Origin of the sequence: Pseudomonas sp. B14-6 (genome assembly GCF_013260315.1) — a bacterium.
Classification (GTDB): Bacteria; Pseudomonadota; Gammaproteobacteria; order Pseudomonadales; family Pseudomonadaceae; genus Aquipseudomonas; species Aquipseudomonas mandelii.
In genome coordinates this window covers 386,631-406,395 of sequence record NZ_CP053929.1, presented here as the reverse complement: position 1 = coordinate 406,395, position 19,765 = coordinate 386,631, and the positions used below count along the sequence as shown (strand labels likewise).

The following is a 19,765-nucleotide window of genomic DNA, read 5'->3' as shown; positions in this document are numbered from 1 at the left end:
TCGTAGACACGTGACCGGCTACATCGGGTCGGTTGCTGCACTTCGCGACAGGCAACTATCGGCCAAAAACAGCCGGTGAACGAACCGATAGCTAATGAGTAGCTATCCTTGGTCTACTGCCGGAACTGATTGAGCAGATGGGCTTTTCGACCATGGTGTATAACCCCTTCAGCGGTCGCCCGACAGTCACAATGCCCGGTCTAGCCAGGCAAGATGACAGAGCAAGGAATGTAGTCGACCAAGCCCGTGAAGGTGTTATCACCCCACTTGAGGTCACTTTAGATTTAGGCCCAAAGAGGAGTCCGCCATGACCGTAGTCGATCGCCTCAGGTATTTGCGCGTCGTTCTAGTTTTGGCTGGCCTCGCGTGCCTTGCTCTCTACCCACTGATGTTGTTCTGGCCGTCCGGCTGGGCCTGGCACGTCGGTCACTCGGACTACCCGATGATGATCGTTGGCATCTACGCCACACTTGGAGTGTTCTTGATCCTGGCCGCACGCGACCCATTAGCCAATCTGAGCCTAATCTGGTTCACCGTATGGTCTAGCGCCGTTCACGGAGGAATCATGACCGTCCAGGCGCTCACCCAGCCGGGGCAAATGGGGCACTTGGCAGGTGACGTGCCGGCGCTTTTCATCGTGGCGGTTGCCTTGGCCATCTTGACGCCCCGCTCGCAATTGGCTGCTCAGCCCCGGACACACAATGGGGCCTAAGAGCAGGTTTGACTGTCAGGATCGGGACGAAAATTGCGTTTCAGTAAAGCAACCACAGGCGAGCTGTCGATACGTCAGATCTCAGGTCATCCCGTGGTTTCTGGAAGCTTGGCGATCACCTTGATCTCGAACTGGTAACCGTAGAGCCACGTGACGCCGACGCCGGTCAGCGTCGGGTGCGGCGCGTTACCCCAGAACTCTGGCAGAACCTTCCAGATCGTCTCGAACTTTGATTCGGGATCGACGATGAAGACGGTGACGTCAATCACATCGTCGAAGGTGCAACCGGCAGCGCCCAGGATTGCATTCAAATTGTTGAACGCGAGTCGAACCTGGGCCTCCAGATCGGGTTCGGGCGAGCCGTCTTCGTTACTGCCGACTTGTCCCGACACGAATAGGAAACCATTGGACTTGATAGCCGGCGAATAGCGATTGCGCTCATAAAGCGCCTGGCGTCCGGGTGGAAAAACAACATCACGCTGTGTCATAGGTGCCTCCATCAATGGGTCTACGCAGACCCGGAACAAACGATGTCGAGACTGTAAGGACTTGTGCCTGGGCGATAAACAAGCAACCGTAGCTATCACTGTTTGTGAAATCCAAACAATCTGATCGATAGCCGGGGCAGCAATGGACCGTTTTGATGCAATGCAGGCATTTGCTCGAGTGGTGGAAGCGGGCAGCTTCACCAAGGCAGCCGAAACACTGCACATGAGCAAGACCACCGTGACACAACTGGTCCAGCAGCTTGAGGCACGGTTGCGCGTCAAATTACTTAACCGCACGACTCGCAAAGTCAACGTCACCGCCGACGGTGCCGTTTATTACGAGCGAGTGCTTCAATTGCTGGCCGACATGGACGACGCCGAGACCAGCCTGTCCGGCGCCTCGACGCTGCCCAGGGGCCGGTTGCGAGTGGATGTGCCAAGCCCGCTGGCCAGCATGATTCTCGTACCCGCGTTGCCTGCGTTTTACGAGCGGTACCCAGACATCCAGATCGACATGGGCGTCAGCGATCGTATCGTGGATATGATTGATGAGAACGTCGATTGCGTGGTGCGCGGCGGCGAGCTGACGGATCAGTCGTTAATGGCCCGACGAGTAGGCGACCTCCAGCTTGGTGTTTTTGCAGCGCCCAGCTACCTGGCACGCGTCGGTACGCCTGCGCATCCGCGGGAGCTGGAAGATTCGCATCACCGTATCGTCGGTTTCCTGTGGGCGCGCACCGGCAAAGCCGTGCCCTATGCCCTGCACAACGACGTTGAGAGTGTCCGGATCAAAGGTCGCTACGCGCTGGCAGTCGACGATGGCAATGCCTACCTCGCGGCCGGCCTTGCCGGACTGGGCGTGCTGTGGCTGCCAAAGTACATGTCCAAGACCTTCGAAGCGCGCGGCGAGTTAGTGCCCCTGTTCGAGAACTGGAAACTCGATCCGATGCCCATCTACGTGGCATTTCCGCCAAATCGGCATATCAGTATCAAACTGCGCGTGTTCATCGATTGGGTCGCTGAGCTGATGGCACACCATGCGCCGGTCAGCGACGGACATGACTCGTGAATACAGCGTTGGGGAATTCGCCATGGCGGTCGCTTTGTCCAAATGATCGCTGTGACGGCTCCCACCACAATCAGTGCGATGCCCCTCCGGCACCGAGGGCCCTGGTAAGTACAACAGCAGCCCCAGGCAGGTCGCGAAGATCATTTCCAGGGACAGCAACAGGCTGGCCAGTGTCATGGGCAGGCGTCGGGACGCGATGGTCCAGCCGCCCTCCTCTTTTCAAGACCTGAAGTGAGTCAAGACGATCTGCACAGTTCTCAATACGTTCAGAAGCCAAGAGCGTGGAGTCAAAGGCAACACTGTGTCCACTCCCAACGTAAACCGCGCTGGGTTTGAATCCCCACATTATTGGAAGCCTGAATCATGACTACCTTGAACAATGAGAACTGCAGAACGACCGGCGTCACTCAGAAAGCATCGCTCGGGGTTAGAACCACGGCGATCGGCACCTACGGTGCTTACGTTGCTCTGGCCATCATTTACTTCTGGTTCGGCGGCATGAAGTTCACGCACTATGAAGCCGAGGGCCTGGTCCCGTTGGTAAGCAACAGCCCTTTCCTCGGTTGGGTTTACAACATTTTCAGTGTGGATACGTTCTCCAGTCTGCTCGGTATCCTGGAAGTCTCGATCGGACTCCTTATTGCGGGGCGCCTGCTGTCACCCAAGCTTTCATTGATCGGGGGTGCGTTGTCTGCCGGATTGTTTTTCACGACCTTGAGCTTCATGTTGTCGACACCTGGCGTGATTGAACCCGGCCTCGGTTTCCCGGCCATTTCGGTTGCACCTGGTCAGTTTCTCCTGAAGGATATCGGCTTGCTTGCCGCTTCGGTTTTCGTGGCCGGCCATTCTCTGACTGCACTGGAATCGCGTTGAACCGATGATTTGTCCTCCAGGAATGGCCTGAAACCGCTCGAGGTTTTCAGGCCATTTCGCCATCAGCCTCTCCTGCCGAATCCTTCATCCAGTCCCGAGGGCTGTAGCCCGTCTTGCGACGAAAAGCGCGGGCAAGCGCCGAAGGACTTTCATAACCGACCTCGGCGGCGATCAGCGTGATCGGTCGCCCTTCACGCAGACGCTTCTGCGCCAGGCTGATACGCCAACTCAACAGATAATCGGCCGGTGTCTGCCCGATAACGGCCCGGAAATGCACGGCATAGGCCGCGCGCGACATGTTTGACTCGCTCGCAAGCTCGGCAATCGACCAGGGACGATGCGGTGCGTTGTGAATCTGGACCAGGGAGCGCGCCAATCGTGAATCGGCCAGCCCGGCCATCATTCCGGTGTGCAACTGGTGGTGGTCGAGCAGATGCCGAAACAACAGGATGATCAGCAATTCGAACAAGCGATCCAGCGCAGCCTCCCTGCCGCAATGTCCGCCCGCCGCCTCAACAAACATCCATCTCAACGTGTAGGCCAGCATCGGTAGCTCGTCCAGGGGCAGCACCAGCAAATCGGGTAACGAAGCCGACAGCGGGTTATCGACCCCACCCTCGAACTCCATTGATGCGCACAGGAGTTGAGCCCCTTCGGGTTCATTGGCGAACAGTTGATGCCGGCGTGGTCGGGGCAGAAAAATCAGACTGGGACGAGTCAGCAGCAAGTCCTTGCGATCGAGCCCCAGCAACGTGAGGGAACCGGCCTGAAGCAGGTGAATATGACCTCGCGTGTCAGCACCATCGTAAGACGCCATGCCGCAAAGCTTGCCGTTGTAAAAGAGGTTGGCGCGCACGCCGAACTGCGACAACAGTGTAGACAAGCGATCCATGGGCGATCTCTGGGCGAAGTGTAGACACGAAAGAGCATATCACCGAGGGGGTTGCGGTCCGATTGAGTCCTTTCCCCACGCGGCGGGTATCAGCAGGCAATTGGCGAATGAGACCGGCGCATCGACCTCAGGTGTCCACCCGCTTGCGCTTTTGACCTCGCGCGCCAGTGGGTCTGCGGCCCGGCTGAAAGAGCCTGTTTCAACAACACTTACAAAAAATGAACATGCAGCCTGACTGTCCATGAGTCTGCACAGTGCAGACTGAAATCAGTATGTTTGTTCTGAGTTCCAGTCTGACTCAGCGGGCGCTCCAGGCGTTGTATGCTTGGCGCACCTGTGTGATACACAACACCTGATTGTGTGAATCCTGAGTTCTGACGAGGTTTTGCTTATGCCCCACTCCCCACGCATCCCGCAACTGCTGGCCTGCGCCCTGATCGGTTTATTCGCTGGCGGCGCACAGGCGAGCACGCCCTCCCCAGCGCCCGAGAGTTTGCAACCGCTGCTGGTGACGATGAATGAGCGACTGAACATTGGTGATTTGGTGGCGTTGGCCAAGTGGGACAGCGGCAAACCCATCCAGGACAGTGCCCGAGAAGCGCAAGTGATCGCTAACGCCAGGAAGATGGCGGTTAAACGCAAACTGGACCCGGAACAGGTCGCCGAGTTGATCGCCGCACAGATCGAAGCCAACAAGCTCGTGCAGTACGGACTGCTCGCCAATTGGCGGGCGGCCGGCAAGGCGCCTGACACACCGCGGCCGGACCTTGCCAGACAGATCAGGCCCCAACTGGATGAGCTGCAAAACCGGCTGTTGCAGCAATACGCTGAGTTCGCGCCCTATCGCAAAGACCCGAACTGCCCCAACTGGCTGGGCGAGGCACGCGCCGGCCTGATCAAGGACCAACTGCATGGTCAGGCATTGATACGCGCGACCGGGGAGCTGTGTGTCGCCGATCAGTGACAGGCCGACGGTAGTCTCGGGCAGCCATTGACTGCATCAATAGTCACCATTAACTCAATGAAGTTCTCTTAAAAACTCCGGGGCGTAACATCGCCTCCATACCAAACAACTACACCCCGGAGCACACCATCATGAAACGCCAAATCCTTCTCAGCATTGCTTTCTCGGTTTTTGCAGTTAACGCTTTCGCCGCTACCTCTGCTCACCCGGTTGTCGCTGAAGGCGGCTCGGATCGTCTGATTGAAAGTCGTGTGGCTGAGGGTGGTTCGGATCGTTTGATCGAAAACCGCGTTGCTGAAGGTGGTTCGGATCGTCTGATTGAAAACCGCGTCGCCGAAGGTGGTTCCGACCGTCTGATCGAGAACCGCGTCGCCGAAGGTGGTTCCGACCGTCTGATCGAAAACCGCGTTGCCTGAATGAATGGCTTCACAGCGGTACCCATCAAAAAGCCCGGCCTGACCCGCCGGGCTTTTTCGTGAGCTACTTTTAGTACATTCGCATAGCCGTCAGTCGATCTTGGCGGCACTATCAGGGTCTTGCCGCAAGCCATCGGGCGACACTGCATGGGCAACACTGAAACGTTCTACAGAACAACAAAAATACAGGAGTTGAAAATGTCTGAGCTGAACCTGCACCCCAACGCCGCACACTCCCTGAAGCAATGGCACGACATGATCCGCAAGGGTGACTTGAGCGCCCTGCCCGAGTTGTTGGACCCACAGGCAGTATTCCGCTCACCGATGGCCCACACACCCTACCCGGGAGCGGCCGTGGTATCGATGATTCTCAACACGGTAGTCAACGTATTTGAGGATTTTGCCTATCACCGGGAACTGTCGACGGCCGACGGCTTGAGCGTCGTCCTGGAGTTCAGCGCCAAAGTGAACGGTAAAGAGTTAAAGGGTATCGACATGATCCGCTTCAATGAACACGGAAAAATCGTTGAATTCGAGGTGATGGTTCGCCCATTCAGTGCCTTGCAAGCCTTGGGCGAGCAGATGGGACAACGCCTTGGCGCTTTTCTGGCCGCCAGCAAAGCCTGATTGCAGCATCGGTTGGGGCGCGGTGCTGCAGGAGGGCCGACAGGCAACCCGAGCACCTCGCTCTATACCGGCTAATCACCCATTGCAGTTCTTACGCAGGAGTTGGCAATGAACTTCAGATGCTCACTTGCAACCCTAATGATCAGCGTAAGCCTCTTCGGCTGCGCCACTTCAACAGACCATGGCGTGTCTGTCCCCTTGGTCGCCACCCGACAGAACACCGGGCAGATCGGCAACGTCACGCTGACAAGCTGGGAAAAACAGACCGGACTCAGCTTCTTCATCACGGGAGCTCCCAGCGGAGCGACTTTGCCCTTGCGTCTCTACAGCTTCATCCATAAAGGCACCTGTCAGCAGCCCGGGCCAGTGGCCTTTGCAATGAACGACAAGGTCAACACCCAGCGCGAACCTGTACGCGGCTGGTCGTTCTCAAGAAGTGCACCGATCGCCCTGCAAGAGCTGCTTTCCAGCGAGTATTCCATCGTCGTGCGAACGGCTCCGGAGAGTGGCAACGTCGATATTTTTTGCGGTGACATCAAGCAGGGAGGCGCAGTGAAGTAGCCATTCGAAACGGCTTATTCCCTGTCTTTTGTAGTACGGATGAGGTTGTCCCGTAATTTCACAATGGCATTCTGCATTTGCACGAATTCGTCGGGATCAAGACCGGTTTGCGGGAAGCCTTCTTCCGTGAGGCCTTCACGCAGTTTTCGCCCCTCGCTTGTGAGGCGGATGCGAACCTGCCGCTCGTCTTCCGGATCGCGCTGGCGCAGCAGATAACCCATCGCCTCCAGTTTCTTCAGGATCGGCGTGAGGGTGTTGGATTCGAGGAACAGCTTTTCGCCGAGGCTGCCAACGGTCTGGTTGTCTTCTTCCCACAGCACCACAAGGGTGATGTATTGCGTGTAGGTAAGTCCGAGCCGTTCAAGCATTGGCTTGTATGCCTTGCCGAAAGCGAGGTTAGAGGAATAGACCGCAAAGCACAGGAAGTCGGAAAGCTTCAGGTCGAGGGCGGCTGTCTTTTCGGTGGATTTCATGAGCGTTCTCTGTGGCCAAAGACGGATGGACTGCAAGGTCAGACTATACGTCGCATGCGATGGCATCGGAAGTGCTCACTGCTACGGCCGGCGCTTTCAGGTCGATCAGGCCTTTGAAGGCCGACGACCGGTCCAACGGGAACGCCCCTTGATCGCGCGGTTCAGATCACTTTCACGCAGGAGCTGACCAGCATGCTGATTTCATACTCGCGCTTGCGTCTCCGGGCCAAGGGGTGAGCCTGCCCTGCCCCTCTTCTTCACTTTGACGCATGACGAGGATCGTCACGACGGTCAATGTACTCAAGCCCCAGCGGACCTGTTCCGTACACCTGAGAAATATATTCCCCCGATCTGGCCCAGTGAAAATGCGGCGTATTAGCCGGGAGCACCACGACACTGCCCGGGCCATAAGCGACCAACTTGTCCGGATCAAACACAGAGCCAAAACCAATGTAAAACACACCGGACATGACGGTGTATATACGGTCTTCAGGATGGGTATGGGGCATTAACTTCGTGCCATTCGGTACTTTGACTCGCACGACGTAGGGGCCTGGCTTGGCAGGATCACCGACCAGTACAGCCAGTTTTACTTCTTGCGGAAACGCTGGAAAGCTACGCCACTCCACGTCTTCGTTATACAAAGCACCGGTTTTACCGAGCGGCAATGGTTGTGCTTGAACCACCGACAGGGTTGTACACAGGGCAAGAAACGTAGTCAGGCAAGCAGTTTTCATAATGCTCTGAATCATGGGAGGCCCCTGAGAAAAATGTCCTCTCTACTGTAGGGGTGGCGATCGCCTGTGATAATGCCGCTGATGCGTATTTCAGTTGATACGCAATGTAATCAATTCAATAACAGGTGTCATAACAGCCCCCCGACTCACGGCGATGGCCAGCCCTTTCACTTCGCGAGCGTCTGCGCTGACACAACCTCCAACGGAGGGATGAATTCAGTCCGGGCTCTTGCCAATCAACAGTTCGCTCGGACGCTCACCCTCCCCCCTCACACCTGATCCATCGCCTCGAACACACCTTTGTCCTCACCCAGGAATCCGCCGCTTTGGTGCTGCCACAGCCGCGCATAGACGCCGTTCTTCCCAAGCAATTCGCTGTGAGTGCCCTGTTCGATGATGCGTCCGTCATCCATGACGATGAGTCGGTCCATGGCCGCAATCGTCGACAACCTATGGGCGATAGCGATCACGGTCTTGCCCTGCATCATTTCATCGAGGCTTTCCTGAATGGCGACTTCGACTTCCGAGTCCAGGGCGCTGGTGGCCTCGTCAAGCAGCAGGATCGGGGCGTTCTTGAGCATCACACGGGCAATCGCGACGCGTTGGCGCTGGCCGCCCGACAGCTTGATGCCGCGCTCACCCACAAGGGTGTCGTAGCCGGTACGGCCTTGCCGGTCGCTCAGTTGGTTAATGAACCCATCGGCCTGGGCATTGGCCGCGGCGTTGCGAATTTGCGCCTCGGTCGCATCGGGACGGCCATAAGCGATGTTGTCGCGAATAGAACGGTGCAGCAGGGAGGTGTCCTGCGTGACCATGCCGATGGAGCCGCGCAGGCTTTCTTGCGTCACGTGTGCGATGTTTTGGCCGTCAATGCGAATCTCCCCGCTGTCGACGTCGTAGAAGCGCAGCAGCAGGTTGATCAGCGTGGATTTGCCAGCGCCAGAGCGGCCGACCAGGCCGATTTTTTCGCCCGCGCAAATGCTCAGGCTCAGGCCGTCGAGCACCTGGCGTTCGCCATTGTAGTTGAAGCTCACCTTATCGAAGGTGACTGCGCCGCCAGAGGTCACCAGCGCGCCCGCGCCCGGTGCATCCTGCACCTTGGCGCCCAGGGTCAGTGTTGCCATGCCGTCCTGTACGGTGCCGATGCTCTCGAACAGCGAGGTCATTTGCCACATGATCCAGTGCGACATGCCATTGATCCGCAACGCCATGGCGGTGATTGCCGCCACGGCACCCGCGCCAACCTCACCCAAGTGCCATAGCCACAGGGCATAACCACCGGCTGCCATGATCAACGCCACCACCAATGCCTGGTTGACGATCTCGAACTGGCTGACCAGACGCATCTGGCGAAAGCCGGTTTGCTTGAAATCCTCCATCGCGGCACGCGCGAAGTGCGCTTCACGATTGGAGTGGGAGAACAGTTTGACCGTCGTGATGTTGGTGTAGGCGTCCGAGATACGCCCGGTCATCATCGACCGCGCATTGGCCTGTTCCTGCCCGACTTTCCCCAGACGGGGTACGAAGTACAGCATGGCCAGACCGAACAACACGACCCAGGCAACGAACGGCAGCATCAGTTTCAGCGCGAAGCCGCCGGCCAGTGCGATGATCGCGATGAAATACACCCCGATCCCGGGTGCGATCTCGATCAGGGTGAAGAGCACGTCGCGCACCGCTAGCGCCGTCTGCATCACCTTGGTAGTGACTCGCCCGGAAAACTCATCGGAGAAAAACGAAAGGCTTTGCCGCAGCATCAGGCGATGGAAGTCCCAACGCAGCCGCAACGGCAAGTTAATCGCCAATATCTGGTGCTGCACCATGGTGCGCAACGCCACCAGCCCGACACTGGTCACCATGACGATGCCCATGCCCCACAACACGCGACTTTCCTGCGCCGCCGCTTCACCGCCCGCCTGCCAGGTCGAGAGCAGGTCCACGACCTGACCGAGGAAGGAAAACAGCCAGGCTTCGTAGATCGATACACAGGCACTGAGCAACGCAAGCGCAAGGATGTAACCGCGGGCGCCCCGGGTACAGGCCCACAGGAAACGAGCCAGACCGGCGGGTGGTGGTGGTACCTCGTCAGGAGGAAAAGGGTCGAGTCTTCGTTCAAACGCACGAAGCATGGTGTTCTCCAAAACGATCAAGTGGGGGAGATTCTGCCATTGAACGGTTGCTTTGAGGGTTTTGTGAAATTGAGGTAAGGCGCTGCTGGCCGATTGCACCGCCGAACTGACTCAGCAATGACAGAAAGTGCTCGGATTCATGTTCGCTTCGAGCGCCAAGGCACCGGGCGATCCATGGCCCCGGTCGCAGGAATTTGAAATGCACGGCGTTGCTCGACAGAATGGCGCCCCGATTCGGCCAAAGTGCCGGTCGTTTGTGGTGAAAAGGGGTTGCGGTTGAACGAACAGACATTGTCCATGCGCCTGGAACGCGTGGCGGCGCATGTGCCAGCCGGTGCGCGCCTCGCCGATATCGGCTCGGATCACGGCTACCTGCCGGTGGCGTTGATGCGCCGGGGCGTCATCGCATCGGCGGTGGCCGGTGAGGTGGCATTGACGCCGTTCCACTCGGCTGAACGCACCGTGCGCGAGAGCGGTCAAGACCTGCGAATCACCGTGCGCCTGGCCAATGGCCTGGCGGCCATCGAGCCGGAAGACGGGATCACGGCGATCAGCATCTGCGGCATGGGCGGCGAGACGATCCGCGACATCCTCGACAGCGGCAAGGCGCACCTGAGCGGCCAGGAACGCCTGATCCTGCAACCCAACGGCGGCGAGCAGCCGTTGCGCCAATGGCTGATGGACAACGGTTACCGCATCCTCTGCGAGGAACTGCTGCGGGAAAACCGCTTTGACTACGAAATCATCGTCGCCGAGCGCGCCTCTGCGGTGACGTACACCGCCGAGGAGCTGTACTTCGGCCCGCTGCAGATGCAGGCACGCAGCCCGGCGTTCCTGCTCAAGTGGCAGCGCATCTTGCGCCACAAGCAGCAGACCCTGACCCACTTCGCCCGTGCGCGGCAGGCCGTGCCCGAGGCGAAGCTGCAAGAGATCGCCCGGCAGGCCCGATGGATCACCGAGCTGCTGGCTTGAGATTGTGCAGGGCTTACGCGAACAGTGCAGAGCGGTGATCCGGCAAAGCTAAAAACACCTCAGGCAACAGCATTCCCCATGCCGGCGGCGCTGTTCGGATCATCATATTCGCCTGTAGCAAAGGGTCCACCCTCGAGGTGATAGACCGTCGGTTCCTCCGAAAAATATTCCTCCAAGCCCATCATGAATATCCGATGGTCTTCACTCGCCTCGAAGCCCGGCGTGTGATCCTCGAGTGATTGCCATCGCACGATCAGGTTGAATAGCTGGGGAGTTTCGATCCCTTGTGCGAGCAAGTGACCGCGGTAACCCTTTGCGCGGCTGAGCAAAGGAGCGACCTCGGCAAATGCACGCCTGAACGTTTCAATGTGTTCTTTGTGCACGGGTAGCAGAGCGATCTCGTAAATCATGGCGTTCCCTTAAAGTGAGTTCAACGGTCAAAATTACGCACTGACGAGATGGGACGACGGCCCTACTGCAATCGCGATTTTTCCTTGAACACCGTTGTTGGGCCTCTCCAGAAGGGCATGGGCGAGCGCAATGTCGGCAAGCGAATAGACAGCGCCAACGTGCGGCCGCAGCTGACCGCGTTCTATCAATGCGCTCAACTCATCAAGCTTGCCGCGGTTTTGTCTTGTGAAAACGAAGTGATAACTCGCGTTCTTGCCCCAGGCCTGAACGACGTTTTGTGGCTGGGCAATGTCCACAATCGAGACAACGCGGCCCAGTTGTGCGAGCACGTCGGGGCTACGCGACAGTGTGTTGCCGCCGATGGTGTCGAACACGACATCGACTCCGCGACCACCGGTTTCCCGGATGATGGCGTCGACGTAATCCTCCTTTTCGTAGTCGATGATCACGTCGGCACCCATACTTCGAGCGAACTCAACGTTTGCTTCGCGCACAGTCGTGAACACCCTTGCGCCCATGGCTTTTGCCAGCTGGATCGCCACATGACCGACGCCTCCCGCGCCGCCGTGGACCAGGATGCTTTCCCCCACTCGGAGCTCAGCACGCACAGCCAGTGCTTCCCACGCCGTTCCTCCGACCAGACTCAGGCTTGCCGCCTCAAGATGGCTGATCGAGGGAGGCTTCTTCCCGACAATGCTTTCGGCAGCAACGTGGTACTCGGCATAACTGCCTGGCCCGTCGAATATTTGCGGGGTGTACCAGACTTCGTCTCCCGGGGCGAAGGTCGTCACACCCGGCCCAACGGCTTCGACAACGCCAGATACGTCGTGTCCGGTAATGGATGGCAGTTGCACCAGATCGGGATAATCGCCACGTCGTACCTGGTAATCCAGCGGGTTGATGGAGGTTGCGTGTACCCGGACCAGGACCTGTCCTGTGTGCGGTACTGGCTTGGGCACGTCACGAAGTTCGAACGATTCCGGGCCGCCAAATGATTTGAGTATGAGCGCTTTCATGGTCAATCCTCGTTTCGATAAAAAGGGATATCGGGATTTCTCGATATCTTACGGTAAAAAAAAGCTACAGCTCTTTCCCCATGAGCTCGACAAGAGCACTGATGGTTGCTTCATTGCGCTTGTAGTAGGTCCACTGACCGATGCGCCTGACCTCGACCAGGCCCACTCGTTGCAGCGTTGCCAGATAATCAGACACCGTCGACTGCGACAGGCCGACGCCTTCTTGAATACTACTGACGCAGACGCCCACCGTATGAACGTCACCTTCATCCTGCGGAGGGAAGTTCTTGGCTGGATCCTTCAAACCTTTCAAGATTTCAAGGCGTGTACGGTTTGAGAGGGCTTTGAATATTTCGAGTAATTCCATAACTCGAAGATATCGACATTTACCGATATGTCAATACATTAATACGAGAGCAAGCGGCTGACGCTTGCCCCAACCTTTGACCGAGCAGCCGTTAATCGTAGAACGGCTCAACCGATACCCGACTGCCGACAAAAAAGCTGTCAGCCACCAGTCGCAGCGGCTGGAGGTCCAGGTCACTGGTTTTGTCGCCAATCAGCTGTTGGAAATGTCGGTACACCGCCGCGTACTCGCCCTCCTCCGAGACGGCTTGACGCACGCCATCGATACTCAACAATGCGCCACCGTTATCCAGGCGCAGGGTGCCTTCGGTGCAGCGAATCTCGATGCTCCAGAGTTCGTCATGACCGTGGTCGAAATCGAACTCTGCGCGCACGTCGAGGTGACGCGCGTCAGACATTTTGATCGAAGCGGCAATCGGCGACTGGCAGTTATTGGGGACTCGCAGTTCAGCAGACTCGACAAACAGCGGCAGCGCCAACAGATGGGTTGCAATCGACAACGCGTTGATACCGGGATCGAAGACGCCCAGGCCGCCCGGTTGCCAGATCCACGCCTGACCGGGGTGCCATTTGCGTACGTCTTCCTTCCAGTCGATCTGCACGCTGTGCAGGGTGCGGGTAGCCAGCCACGCACGGGCGGCTTCGATACCGGGCGCATAGCGTGAATGCCAGGCGAACAATCCGCTGACGCCTTGCTCCTGCACCTGGCTCACCAATGCCATCGCTTCACCCAGCGTGGCGCACGGCGGTTTTTCGACCAGCACGTGTTTGCCGGCGGCCATCGCTTGTTGCACCAGCGCGAAGCGCCCCTGCGGCGGAGTGCAAAACGCAATCGCATCGACCTGCGGGCCCTTGTCGAGCAACTCGCCCAGGGACCGAAAGTTCTCGACCCCGGCGCAGGGCTGGCCTTGCGTGGCGACAGAAACCAACTGGAACGCGGGGTTGGCGTTGATAGCGGGGACGTGTTGATCCTGGGCAATCTTGCCGTAGCCCACCAGACCGAGACGGATCGGTTGCATCAATGACTCCTGTTTTTTTGTTTTTCTTGATACGCGAATCGGCAAGATTACGTTTGTGTGGCGGGGAAGTCATTGATGATGTGCTGACGTTTCATCTGGCACGCGAGCTGGAGCGATGCTATCCCTGCCAACGGACGCCGCGGGTCGATAGCGGCCCGCCACCGACGCCCCCCTGAACCCTGCGTGGCGAAGGCATTGCCCCGCCGCCACGCCAGCGCAAAAACAGGTCAGCTCATCCAGTTACCACCGTCGACATTGTAGGTCTGAGCCACCACATATTCGCTCTCGGACGACGCGAGGAAAATCGCCATGCCCGTCAGGTCCTCAGCGGTGCCCATCCGCCCAAAAGGCACTTCCTGCCCCACGCGCTTTTTCTTTTCACCCAATGGCCGGTTCTCATAGCGGGCAAACATTGCATCGACGCCGTCCCAATGCTCGCCATCGACGACACCTGGGGCGATGGCATTCACATTGATCCCATGCTTGATCAGGTCCAACCCTGCGGATTGGGTAAGGCTGATCACCGCCGCTTTGGTCGCGCAATACACCCCCACGAGGGCCTCCCCTCTTCGTCCGGCCTGGCTGGCCATGTTGATGATCTTGCCGCCATGCCCCTGAATGATCATCTGACGGGCCGCTGCCTGCAGGGTGAAAAGCGTTCCTGCCACATTGATCGAAAACAGACGCTCGAAGCTGTCGCGGGTGATATCGACAATGGGCGCAAGGTCGAACAGTGCGGCGTTGTTGATCAAGATATCCAGCTTGCCGGTCTGCGCGATGACAGCGGCGATGGCCGCATCGATGGACGACTGGCGGGTAACGTCCATCTCGACAGCGTATGCGTCAGACCCCAGCTCGGTGGCCGTGGCTTGGGCACGCTCCAGGTTGATGTCCGCGATAGCGACGGTCGCTCCCTCGCGAATGTAAGCCTGGGCAAAGGAACGTCCAATGCCTCGGGCAGCCCCTGTGACAAGCGCGCTTTTTCCTTCGAGTCGTTTCATTGATGGTTCATCCGTTTTCTAACATTCGGGTAAGCCCGATCAAGGGCTAGCGGGGTGTAGCGTTCAGGCAGCGAGACGCATCAGGACAGACCCGATCCCACATTAATTGCGCAATCCTGTGGGCGCGTGGCTTGTCCGCGATGGAGGCCACTCGGTGTCCAGATAAACCAGGACAGTGGCCCCGATGCACCGTTGGCTACTTGGGATAACCGGCGCGTTTCATTTCACGTTCGGTGGAGGTCTGTGCGGCAGCGAGTGCCTGATCGACAGACATTTGCCCCGTCAGCGCAGCGGAAAACAGTTTCCCCACGGAGGTGCCTATCGCCTGGAACTCAGGAATCGTGACGTACTGGATGCCGACGTAAGGAACCGGCTTGATCGAGGGGTGTGCAGGGTCAGCGTGCTGCATCATCTGCAAGGTCACTTGCGCGAAAGGCGCCGCTTGCAGATAGGCCTCGTTGTACGTGGATTGACGCGTGCCTGGCGGAACATTGGCGATGCCGTCTTTTTCAGCGACCAGCTGAATGTATTCTTTCGACGTGGCCCACGTGATGAACGCCTTGGCTGTCTCTTTATGCTTGGAGGTGGCCGGTATCGCCAGCGACCACGCATACAGCCACGACGAACCCTTGTCGGTGACCTGCGTCGGTGCCGGGGCAAAGCCAACGCGGTCGACGACGTTGCTCTGTTCCTTGTCCGTCGTGAAAGATCCCGCCACGCTGGCATCCACCCAGATCGCGCACTTGCCGCTGTTGAACAGTGCGAGGCTCTCGTTGAAGCCATTGCTCGACACACCGGGTGGCCCATACTTTTTCAGGGTGTCGACGTAGAAGTGCGCCGCGGCGGTCCACTCCGGGCTGGCCAGCTCCGGGTGCCACTGTTCATCGAACCAGCGGGCGCCAAAGGCATTGGCCATGGTGCTCAACAACGCAATGTTCTCACCCCACCCTGCCTTGCCCCGCAGGCACATGCCGTACTGTCCTTTATCGGGTTCGTGCAGCCTGGAGGCGAACTCGCCGAGCTGCGTCCAGGTCGGATGCTCCGGCATGGTCAACCCGGCGCCCTTGAACAGGTCGGTGCGGTAATAAGTGATCGTGCTTTCACCATAGAAAGGCAAGGCATAGAGCGTGTTGTCGACCGACAAGCCCTGGCGTACCGAGGGGAAGATGTCTTGCAGATCGTAGGCCGGCGGCAGTGCCGTGATCGGCTCAAGCCAATGCTTGGCACCCCACAGCGGTGTTTCATAAGTACCAATTGTCAGCACGTCGAACTGCCCGCCCTGAGTCGCGATATCGGTGGTCAGGCGCTGACGCAGGACGTTTTCTTCCAGCACCACCCAGTTGAGCTTCACGTCGGGGTGCTGCTGTTCAAAGATCTTGGAGAGCCGCTGCATCCGGATCATATCGCCATTGTTCACAGTGGCGATGGTGACCGTTTCGGCTGCATGACTGACGAGGGCAAAAGACAGGCCGGCAAAAATGTACAGTGCTTTCGGGATGGTCATCGTAGTGCTCTCCGCTTCGCGCCCTGGACGACGGAAGCTATTATTTTTGTTGTTAACCATTGCCGGGCAAATACAGCTGCGCAGCCATGGTGGACGGCTTGATTACACCAGCTTGGAAAACCCCGGACAAACGCACAGAGGACGGCAACCCGATACTTTTTTTACCGTCCCCGGGACACAGCCTGGCGATCAAAAAAGTATCAGTGCCAAGCAATCCCCGAGCTAGCAAGCGCCAGGCAGGAAGGCGTATGTTGCCTGCATACGAACAACAAATAACAAAGAAAGAGACCTGCCATGCCTGATAGCCGAGCCGCGCTGTTTGAACAGCGCCCCGCCGAACTGGAGGTCATTCTTCCCGAGCCCGATCATTGTTTTCGCTGGTATGAACACGACTACCCCTACTCCCTGGCTCGCTGGAATCACCACCCGGAATTCGAAATCCATCTGATCCGCCAAGGCAGCGGCAAGCTGGTTGCGGGCGATTACATCGGCGCATTCGGTGCCGGACATGTGGCGCTGATCGGCCCTGATCTGCCCCATGACTGGATAGGCGATCTGGCACCCGGCGAGTTCCTGGCAGGACGCGATGTGGTTCTGCAATTCGACGGTGCCGCGATTCTGGCCTTGCGTGAAACGATGCCCGAACTGGGCGAGCTTCAGCACCTGTTTGAACGTGCACGCCGGGGCCTGGAGTTCTGCGGCGCAACGGCTGTGCAGGCCGCACATCTGCTGGAAGACATTGGCCCCGCTCAGGGGCTCGAACGCCTGATTCTGTTTCTGCAACTGATCAATGCACTGATGAAAGCGCCTTCCCAAGACGTCCATGTGCTCGCCAGCGCTTACTACGCGCCAACCCTGGATGCCCAAAGCTCCGAGCGCATCCACAAGGCCTTTGACTACTTGTTGACCGAGCTCACAGGCGACATTCGCCTATCGGTGATTGCCCAGCGCCTGAACATGAGCGAGCCCGGTTTTTCGCGCTTCTTCAAGCGAGTCACCGGCCACGGTTTCATCGACCTGATGCGCAAGCTCAGGGTTCAGCGTGCCTGCCGGCTACTGTTGCAAACCGAGATGTCAGTGGCGGGCATCTGTTTTGAAGTGGGCTATGAAAACCTGTCCAACTTCAATCGGCACTTCCGTATCGAAATGGACCAGACCCCGAGTGAATACCGTCGCGGTTCGGCGATGACCCAGTTCAATCGCAACGGTCCCCACGCCTCCCTGCCGTTCACCAAAGCCCATTGAATGAGCGATGCGGGCCAGGCGGTTCAGCCTGGACTCGCTTCCATTGCGCTCAAACCGCCGGCTGATGACTGGTCACACAGTGAATCCCTCCGCCACCCGCCGCGACGGCGTCGATATTGAGCTGTACCACCTCCCGGTCCGGGTACAGCTGCGACAACAGTTCAAAGGCCTTCGTATCCGCCGCTTTGTCACCAAACTCGGGCGCAATGACCGCGCCATTCACCAGAAAGTAGTTGATGTATCCGGCAGCAAAGTCCGGGTTGTTGCGGGTGAACTGACTTTTGCGCGGATTGAGCGGTGGCGACAAGGTATGCACCTGCAGCTTGCGGCCATCCGCATCGGTGGCGTTTTTGAGGATATCCAGGTGCGCCAATGTCACGTTCCGGTCGTATGAATCGGGGTCGTTGTCGAGGTTGGCGACCACCACGCCCGGCTTGACGAACCGCGCGTAGAAATCAACGTGAGCGTCGGTGATGTCCTTGCCCTTGATGCCCGGCAACCAGATTATTTTGCGCAACCCCAAACGGTCTTTCAGTTCCTGCTCGACCTCGGCTTTGGTCCAGTCGGGGTTGCGGTTGCGGTTGATCCAGCTGCTTTCGGTCATGATCCCCGTGCCGTGGCCATCCACTTCGATACCGCCGCCCTCGCCCACCAGTTCGCTGCGCAGATAACGTGCCTGCGTAGTCTCGGCCACCAAAGCGGCCACTTGCGCATCCTCGTCATGCTGCTGTTTGTTGCCCCAGCCGTTGAAGTTGAAATCAACGGCGCCGAGTCCGCCTTCGCCATCGATGACAAAATTGGCGCTGATATCGCGCATCCAGATGTCGTCAAGCTCAGTGGTGACGTAGGTGATATTGGCCGTGCCGCACTGTCGTTCGGCCAGACGCCGCTCGCCCTGGCGGCAGAACACGGTGACCGGCTCATAACGGGCGATGGTGCGGGCGATCAGGCCCATGGTCGCTTGCACTTCGGGCGTGAAATCCTCCCAGATGGCGCTCTGTGCGCCGAACGCGATGAAGGCCCGTTCGTGTAGGTCGCCCTCGTCCGGCATGCGCCAACGACCTTGCGTCGCTGCGTGCACGGGCGCAAAGCTGAAGCCGAGGGAAGCTGCGGCGCCGAGACCGGCAATCACCGACACCTGCTTGATGAAATCCCGACGTGTCGGCATGTGTTGATCCTTGTCTGAAGCACTCATTTCGCTGTCGCCGTCTTGAATTTGGTCCAGGTGCGCATCCGCGCCCGCATGTCGGATTGGGGAATGTCCTTGCCCGGAATCAGCCGCGCATAGGTGGCCTCATCGAGGTAAATATCCGGGTTGTTGCGCATCGTCGCATCGACGTCCGGGCGGGCCTTGGCGTTGGATGTCGGGTAGCCGGTGAAATTGCTGATGGCCGCCATGTTCTGCGGGCGCATGACGAAGTTGATGAACGCGTAGGCGTACTCCGGGTGTTTGGCGTCGACCGGAATGGCCATGGTGTCCATCCACACGGTCGTGCCTTCGCGGGGAATGCGGTACTCGAATCGGGTGTGCTTGCCGGCGCTGTCCGAGGTGCGTTGTGCCTGGGTCATGTCACCGCTGTAACCGAGGGACAGGCACAGGTTGCCGTTGACCAGATCGGTCACGGGTTGCGACTGAAACTTGCGAATGTGCGGTCGCAGCTTCATCAGCAACTCACTCGCTGCGGCCAGGTCTTCAGGCTTGGCGCTGCGCGGTTCACGCCCGAGGTAGTTGAGCACCACCGCCAGCACTTCGTCCGGCGAGTCGATTATCGAGATGCCGCAATCGGCAAATTTCGCCGCCAGTTCCGGTTTGAACAACATGTCCAGGCTGTTGACCGGGGCGTTGGGTGAACGCTGTTTGACCTGTTCGTCATTGTAGGTCAGGCCGATGGTGCCCCAGGTGTAGGGGACGGTGGCCTGGCTCGACGTTTCGTACTGCCTGCGCAGCTTCTGCAAACCGGGTTCGATGTCGTCCACAGCGGTGAGTTTTGAGCGATCCAGCGGCAGCAGGCTGCCGGCGCGCATCAAGCGTTCGGCGACGGTGTCGCCGGGGAAGATCAGGTCATAACCACTGCCGCCGGCGAGCATCTTGGCCTCCAGGGTTTCGCTGCCGTCCATGACGTCGTAGATCACCTTGATCCCGGTTTCGGCAGTGAATCTGGCGAGGGTGTCTTCGGCGAAGTAATCGGCCCAGTTGTAGAGCCGCAGGGTCTTCTCTTCGGCGTGCAGCGGCGACGAGGCGATTGCCCATCCCAAGGCGCCGAGCAACAGCTTGCGGGGAATGCGCATA

21 protein-coding genes and 1 pseudogene are annotated in these 19,765 nt (G+C 58.5%); 9 read left to right on the top strand and 13 right to left on the bottom strand.

The annotated features are described in order from the left end of the window. Positions 1-307 precede the first annotated feature (307 nt). Positions 308-712 carry a DUF6632 domain-containing protein gene (locus HP062_RS01850; RefSeq protein WP_172790698.1) on the top strand — a complete coding sequence of 135 codons (405 nt, stop codon included), beginning with the start codon at positions 308-310 and terminating at the stop codon, positions 710-712. 86 nt (positions 713-798) lie between these two features. Here HP062_RS01850 and HP062_RS01845 read toward each other — a convergent pair whose 3' ends face one another. Continuing rightward, positions 799-1,200 carry a RidA family protein gene (locus tag HP062_RS01845; RefSeq protein ID WP_010459176.1) on the bottom strand — a complete coding sequence of 134 codons (402 nt, stop codon included), beginning with the start codon at positions 1,198-1,200 and terminating at the stop codon, positions 799-801. Between the two features lie 142 nt (positions 1,201-1,342). On the opposite strand from HP062_RS01845, the gene HP062_RS01840 reads away from it, so the two are divergent. After that, positions 1,343-2,269 (top strand): LysR family transcriptional regulator, encoded by a 927-nt coding sequence (locus HP062_RS01840; RefSeq protein ID WP_102594917.1) that lies wholly within the window; start codon positions 1,343-1,345, stop codon positions 2,267-2,269. Between the two features lie 363 nt (positions 2,270-2,632). Beyond that, positions 2,633-3,142 (top strand): YkgB family protein, encoded by a 510-nt coding sequence (locus HP062_RS01835; protein WP_077750358.1) that lies wholly within the window; start codon positions 2,633-2,635, stop codon positions 3,140-3,142. Between the two features lie 46 nt (positions 3,143-3,188). On the opposite strand, the gene HP062_RS01830 is transcribed toward HP062_RS01835, so the two are convergent. Next, positions 3,189-4,034, bottom strand: coding sequence for an AraC family transcriptional regulator (locus tag HP062_RS01830; protein WP_172790697.1), 846 nt, complete (start codon positions 4,032-4,034; stop codon positions 3,189-3,191). A 391-nt stretch (positions 4,035-4,425) separates the two neighbouring features. Between HP062_RS01830 and HP062_RS01825 the strand changes: the two genes are divergently transcribed. The 4 genes and pseudogenes from HP062_RS01825 (at position 4,426) to HP062_RS01810 (ending at position 6,602) form a co-directional block, all read left to right on the top strand. Next, a complete protein-coding gene (locus tag HP062_RS01825) occupies positions 4,426-4,998 on the top strand; it encodes a chorismate mutase (RefSeq protein WP_172790696.1) in 573 nt (190 codons plus the stop codon). 131 nt (positions 4,999-5,129) lie between these two features. Beyond that, positions 5,130-5,411: pseudogene (locus HP062_RS01820) on the top strand (phage infection protein); the annotation flags it as partial. A 201-nt stretch (positions 5,412-5,612) separates the two neighbouring features. Next, positions 5,613-6,041 carry a nuclear transport factor 2 family protein gene (locus HP062_RS01815; protein ID WP_010459164.1) on the top strand — a complete coding sequence of 143 codons (429 nt, stop codon included), beginning with the start codon at positions 5,613-5,615 and terminating at the stop codon, positions 6,039-6,041. Positions 6,042-6,149: 108 nt separating this feature from the next. After that, a complete protein-coding gene (locus tag HP062_RS01810) occupies positions 6,150-6,602 on the top strand; it encodes a hypothetical protein (RefSeq protein ID WP_172790694.1) in 453 nt (150 codons plus the stop codon). Between the two features lie 14 nt (positions 6,603-6,616). Here the strand turns inward: HP062_RS01810 and HP062_RS01805 are convergent, their stop codons facing one another. From HP062_RS01805 to HP062_RS01795, 3 genes are all read right to left on the bottom strand, one after another. Continuing rightward, on the bottom strand, positions 6,617-7,075 hold the full coding sequence (locus HP062_RS01805; protein ID WP_172790693.1) for a MarR family winged helix-turn-helix transcriptional regulator: 459 nt from the start codon (positions 7,073-7,075) through the stop codon (positions 6,617-6,619). A gap of 257 nt (positions 7,076-7,332) precedes the next feature. Beyond that, positions 7,333-7,827, bottom strand: a complete 495-nt coding sequence (locus tag HP062_RS01800; RefSeq protein ID WP_077750116.1) for a cupin domain-containing protein — start codon at positions 7,825-7,827, stop codon at positions 7,333-7,335. Between the two features lie 254 nt (positions 7,828-8,081). Beyond that, on the bottom strand, positions 8,082-9,941 hold the full coding sequence (locus HP062_RS01795) for an ABC transporter ATP-binding protein (protein ID WP_172790692.1): 1,860 nt from the start codon (positions 9,939-9,941) through the stop codon (positions 8,082-8,084). Between the two features lie 276 nt (positions 9,942-10,217). On the opposite strand from HP062_RS01795, the gene HP062_RS01790 reads away from it, so the two are divergent. Then, on the top strand, positions 10,218-10,913 hold the full coding sequence (locus tag HP062_RS01790) for a tRNA (adenine(22)-N(1))-methyltransferase TrmK (RefSeq protein WP_186353611.1): 696 nt from the start codon (positions 10,218-10,220) through the stop codon (positions 10,911-10,913). A gap of 59 nt (positions 10,914-10,972) precedes the next feature. On the opposite strand, the gene HP062_RS01785 is transcribed toward HP062_RS01790, so the two are convergent. From HP062_RS01785 to HP062_RS01760, 6 genes are all read right to left on the bottom strand, one after another. Then, positions 10,973-11,323, bottom strand: coding sequence for an antibiotic biosynthesis monooxygenase (locus HP062_RS01785; protein ID WP_172790691.1), 351 nt, complete (start codon positions 11,321-11,323; stop codon positions 10,973-10,975). 33 nt (positions 11,324-11,356) lie between these two features. Beyond that, positions 11,357-12,340 carry a zinc-dependent alcohol dehydrogenase family protein gene (locus HP062_RS01780; protein WP_172790690.1) on the bottom strand — a complete coding sequence of 328 codons (984 nt, stop codon included), beginning with the start codon at positions 12,338-12,340 and terminating at the stop codon, positions 11,357-11,359. 64 nt (positions 12,341-12,404) lie between these two features. Next, a complete protein-coding gene (locus HP062_RS01775; RefSeq protein ID WP_010459152.1) occupies positions 12,405-12,707 on the bottom strand; it encodes a helix-turn-helix transcriptional regulator in 303 nt (100 codons plus the stop codon). A 91-nt stretch (positions 12,708-12,798) separates the two neighbouring features. Next, positions 12,799-13,725, bottom strand: coding sequence for a Gfo/Idh/MocA family protein (locus HP062_RS01770; RefSeq protein ID WP_172790689.1), 927 nt, complete (start codon positions 13,723-13,725; stop codon positions 12,799-12,801). Between the two features lie 227 nt (positions 13,726-13,952). Then, positions 13,953-14,726 (bottom strand): L-iditol 2-dehydrogenase, encoded by a 774-nt coding sequence (locus HP062_RS01765; RefSeq protein ID WP_172790688.1) that lies wholly within the window; start codon positions 14,724-14,726, stop codon positions 13,953-13,955. 196 nt (positions 14,727-14,922) lie between these two features. After that, positions 14,923-16,230 carry a sugar ABC transporter substrate-binding protein gene (locus tag HP062_RS01760; protein ID WP_010459149.1) on the bottom strand — a complete coding sequence of 436 codons (1,308 nt, stop codon included), beginning with the start codon at positions 16,228-16,230 and terminating at the stop codon, positions 14,923-14,925. Positions 16,231-16,524: 294 nt separating this feature from the next. On the opposite strand from HP062_RS01760, the gene HP062_RS01755 reads away from it, so the two are divergent. Then, positions 16,525-17,475: an AraC family transcriptional regulator gene (locus tag HP062_RS01755; protein ID WP_172790687.1), complete on the top strand. Its 951-nt coding sequence runs from the start codon at positions 16,525-16,527 to the stop codon at positions 17,473-17,475. A 49-nt stretch (positions 17,476-17,524) separates the two neighbouring features. Here HP062_RS01755 and HP062_RS01750 read toward each other — a convergent pair whose 3' ends face one another. Beyond that, positions 17,525-18,643 carry an agmatine/peptidylarginine deiminase gene (locus HP062_RS01750; RefSeq protein ID WP_172790686.1) on the bottom strand — a complete coding sequence of 373 codons (1,119 nt, stop codon included), beginning with the start codon at positions 18,641-18,643 and terminating at the stop codon, positions 17,525-17,527. Between the two features lie 23 nt (positions 18,644-18,666). Beyond that, positions 18,667-19,764, bottom strand: coding sequence for an extracellular solute-binding protein (locus HP062_RS01745; RefSeq protein ID WP_172790685.1), 1,098 nt, complete (start codon positions 19,762-19,764; stop codon positions 18,667-18,669). Position 19,765 lies beyond the last annotated feature (1 nt).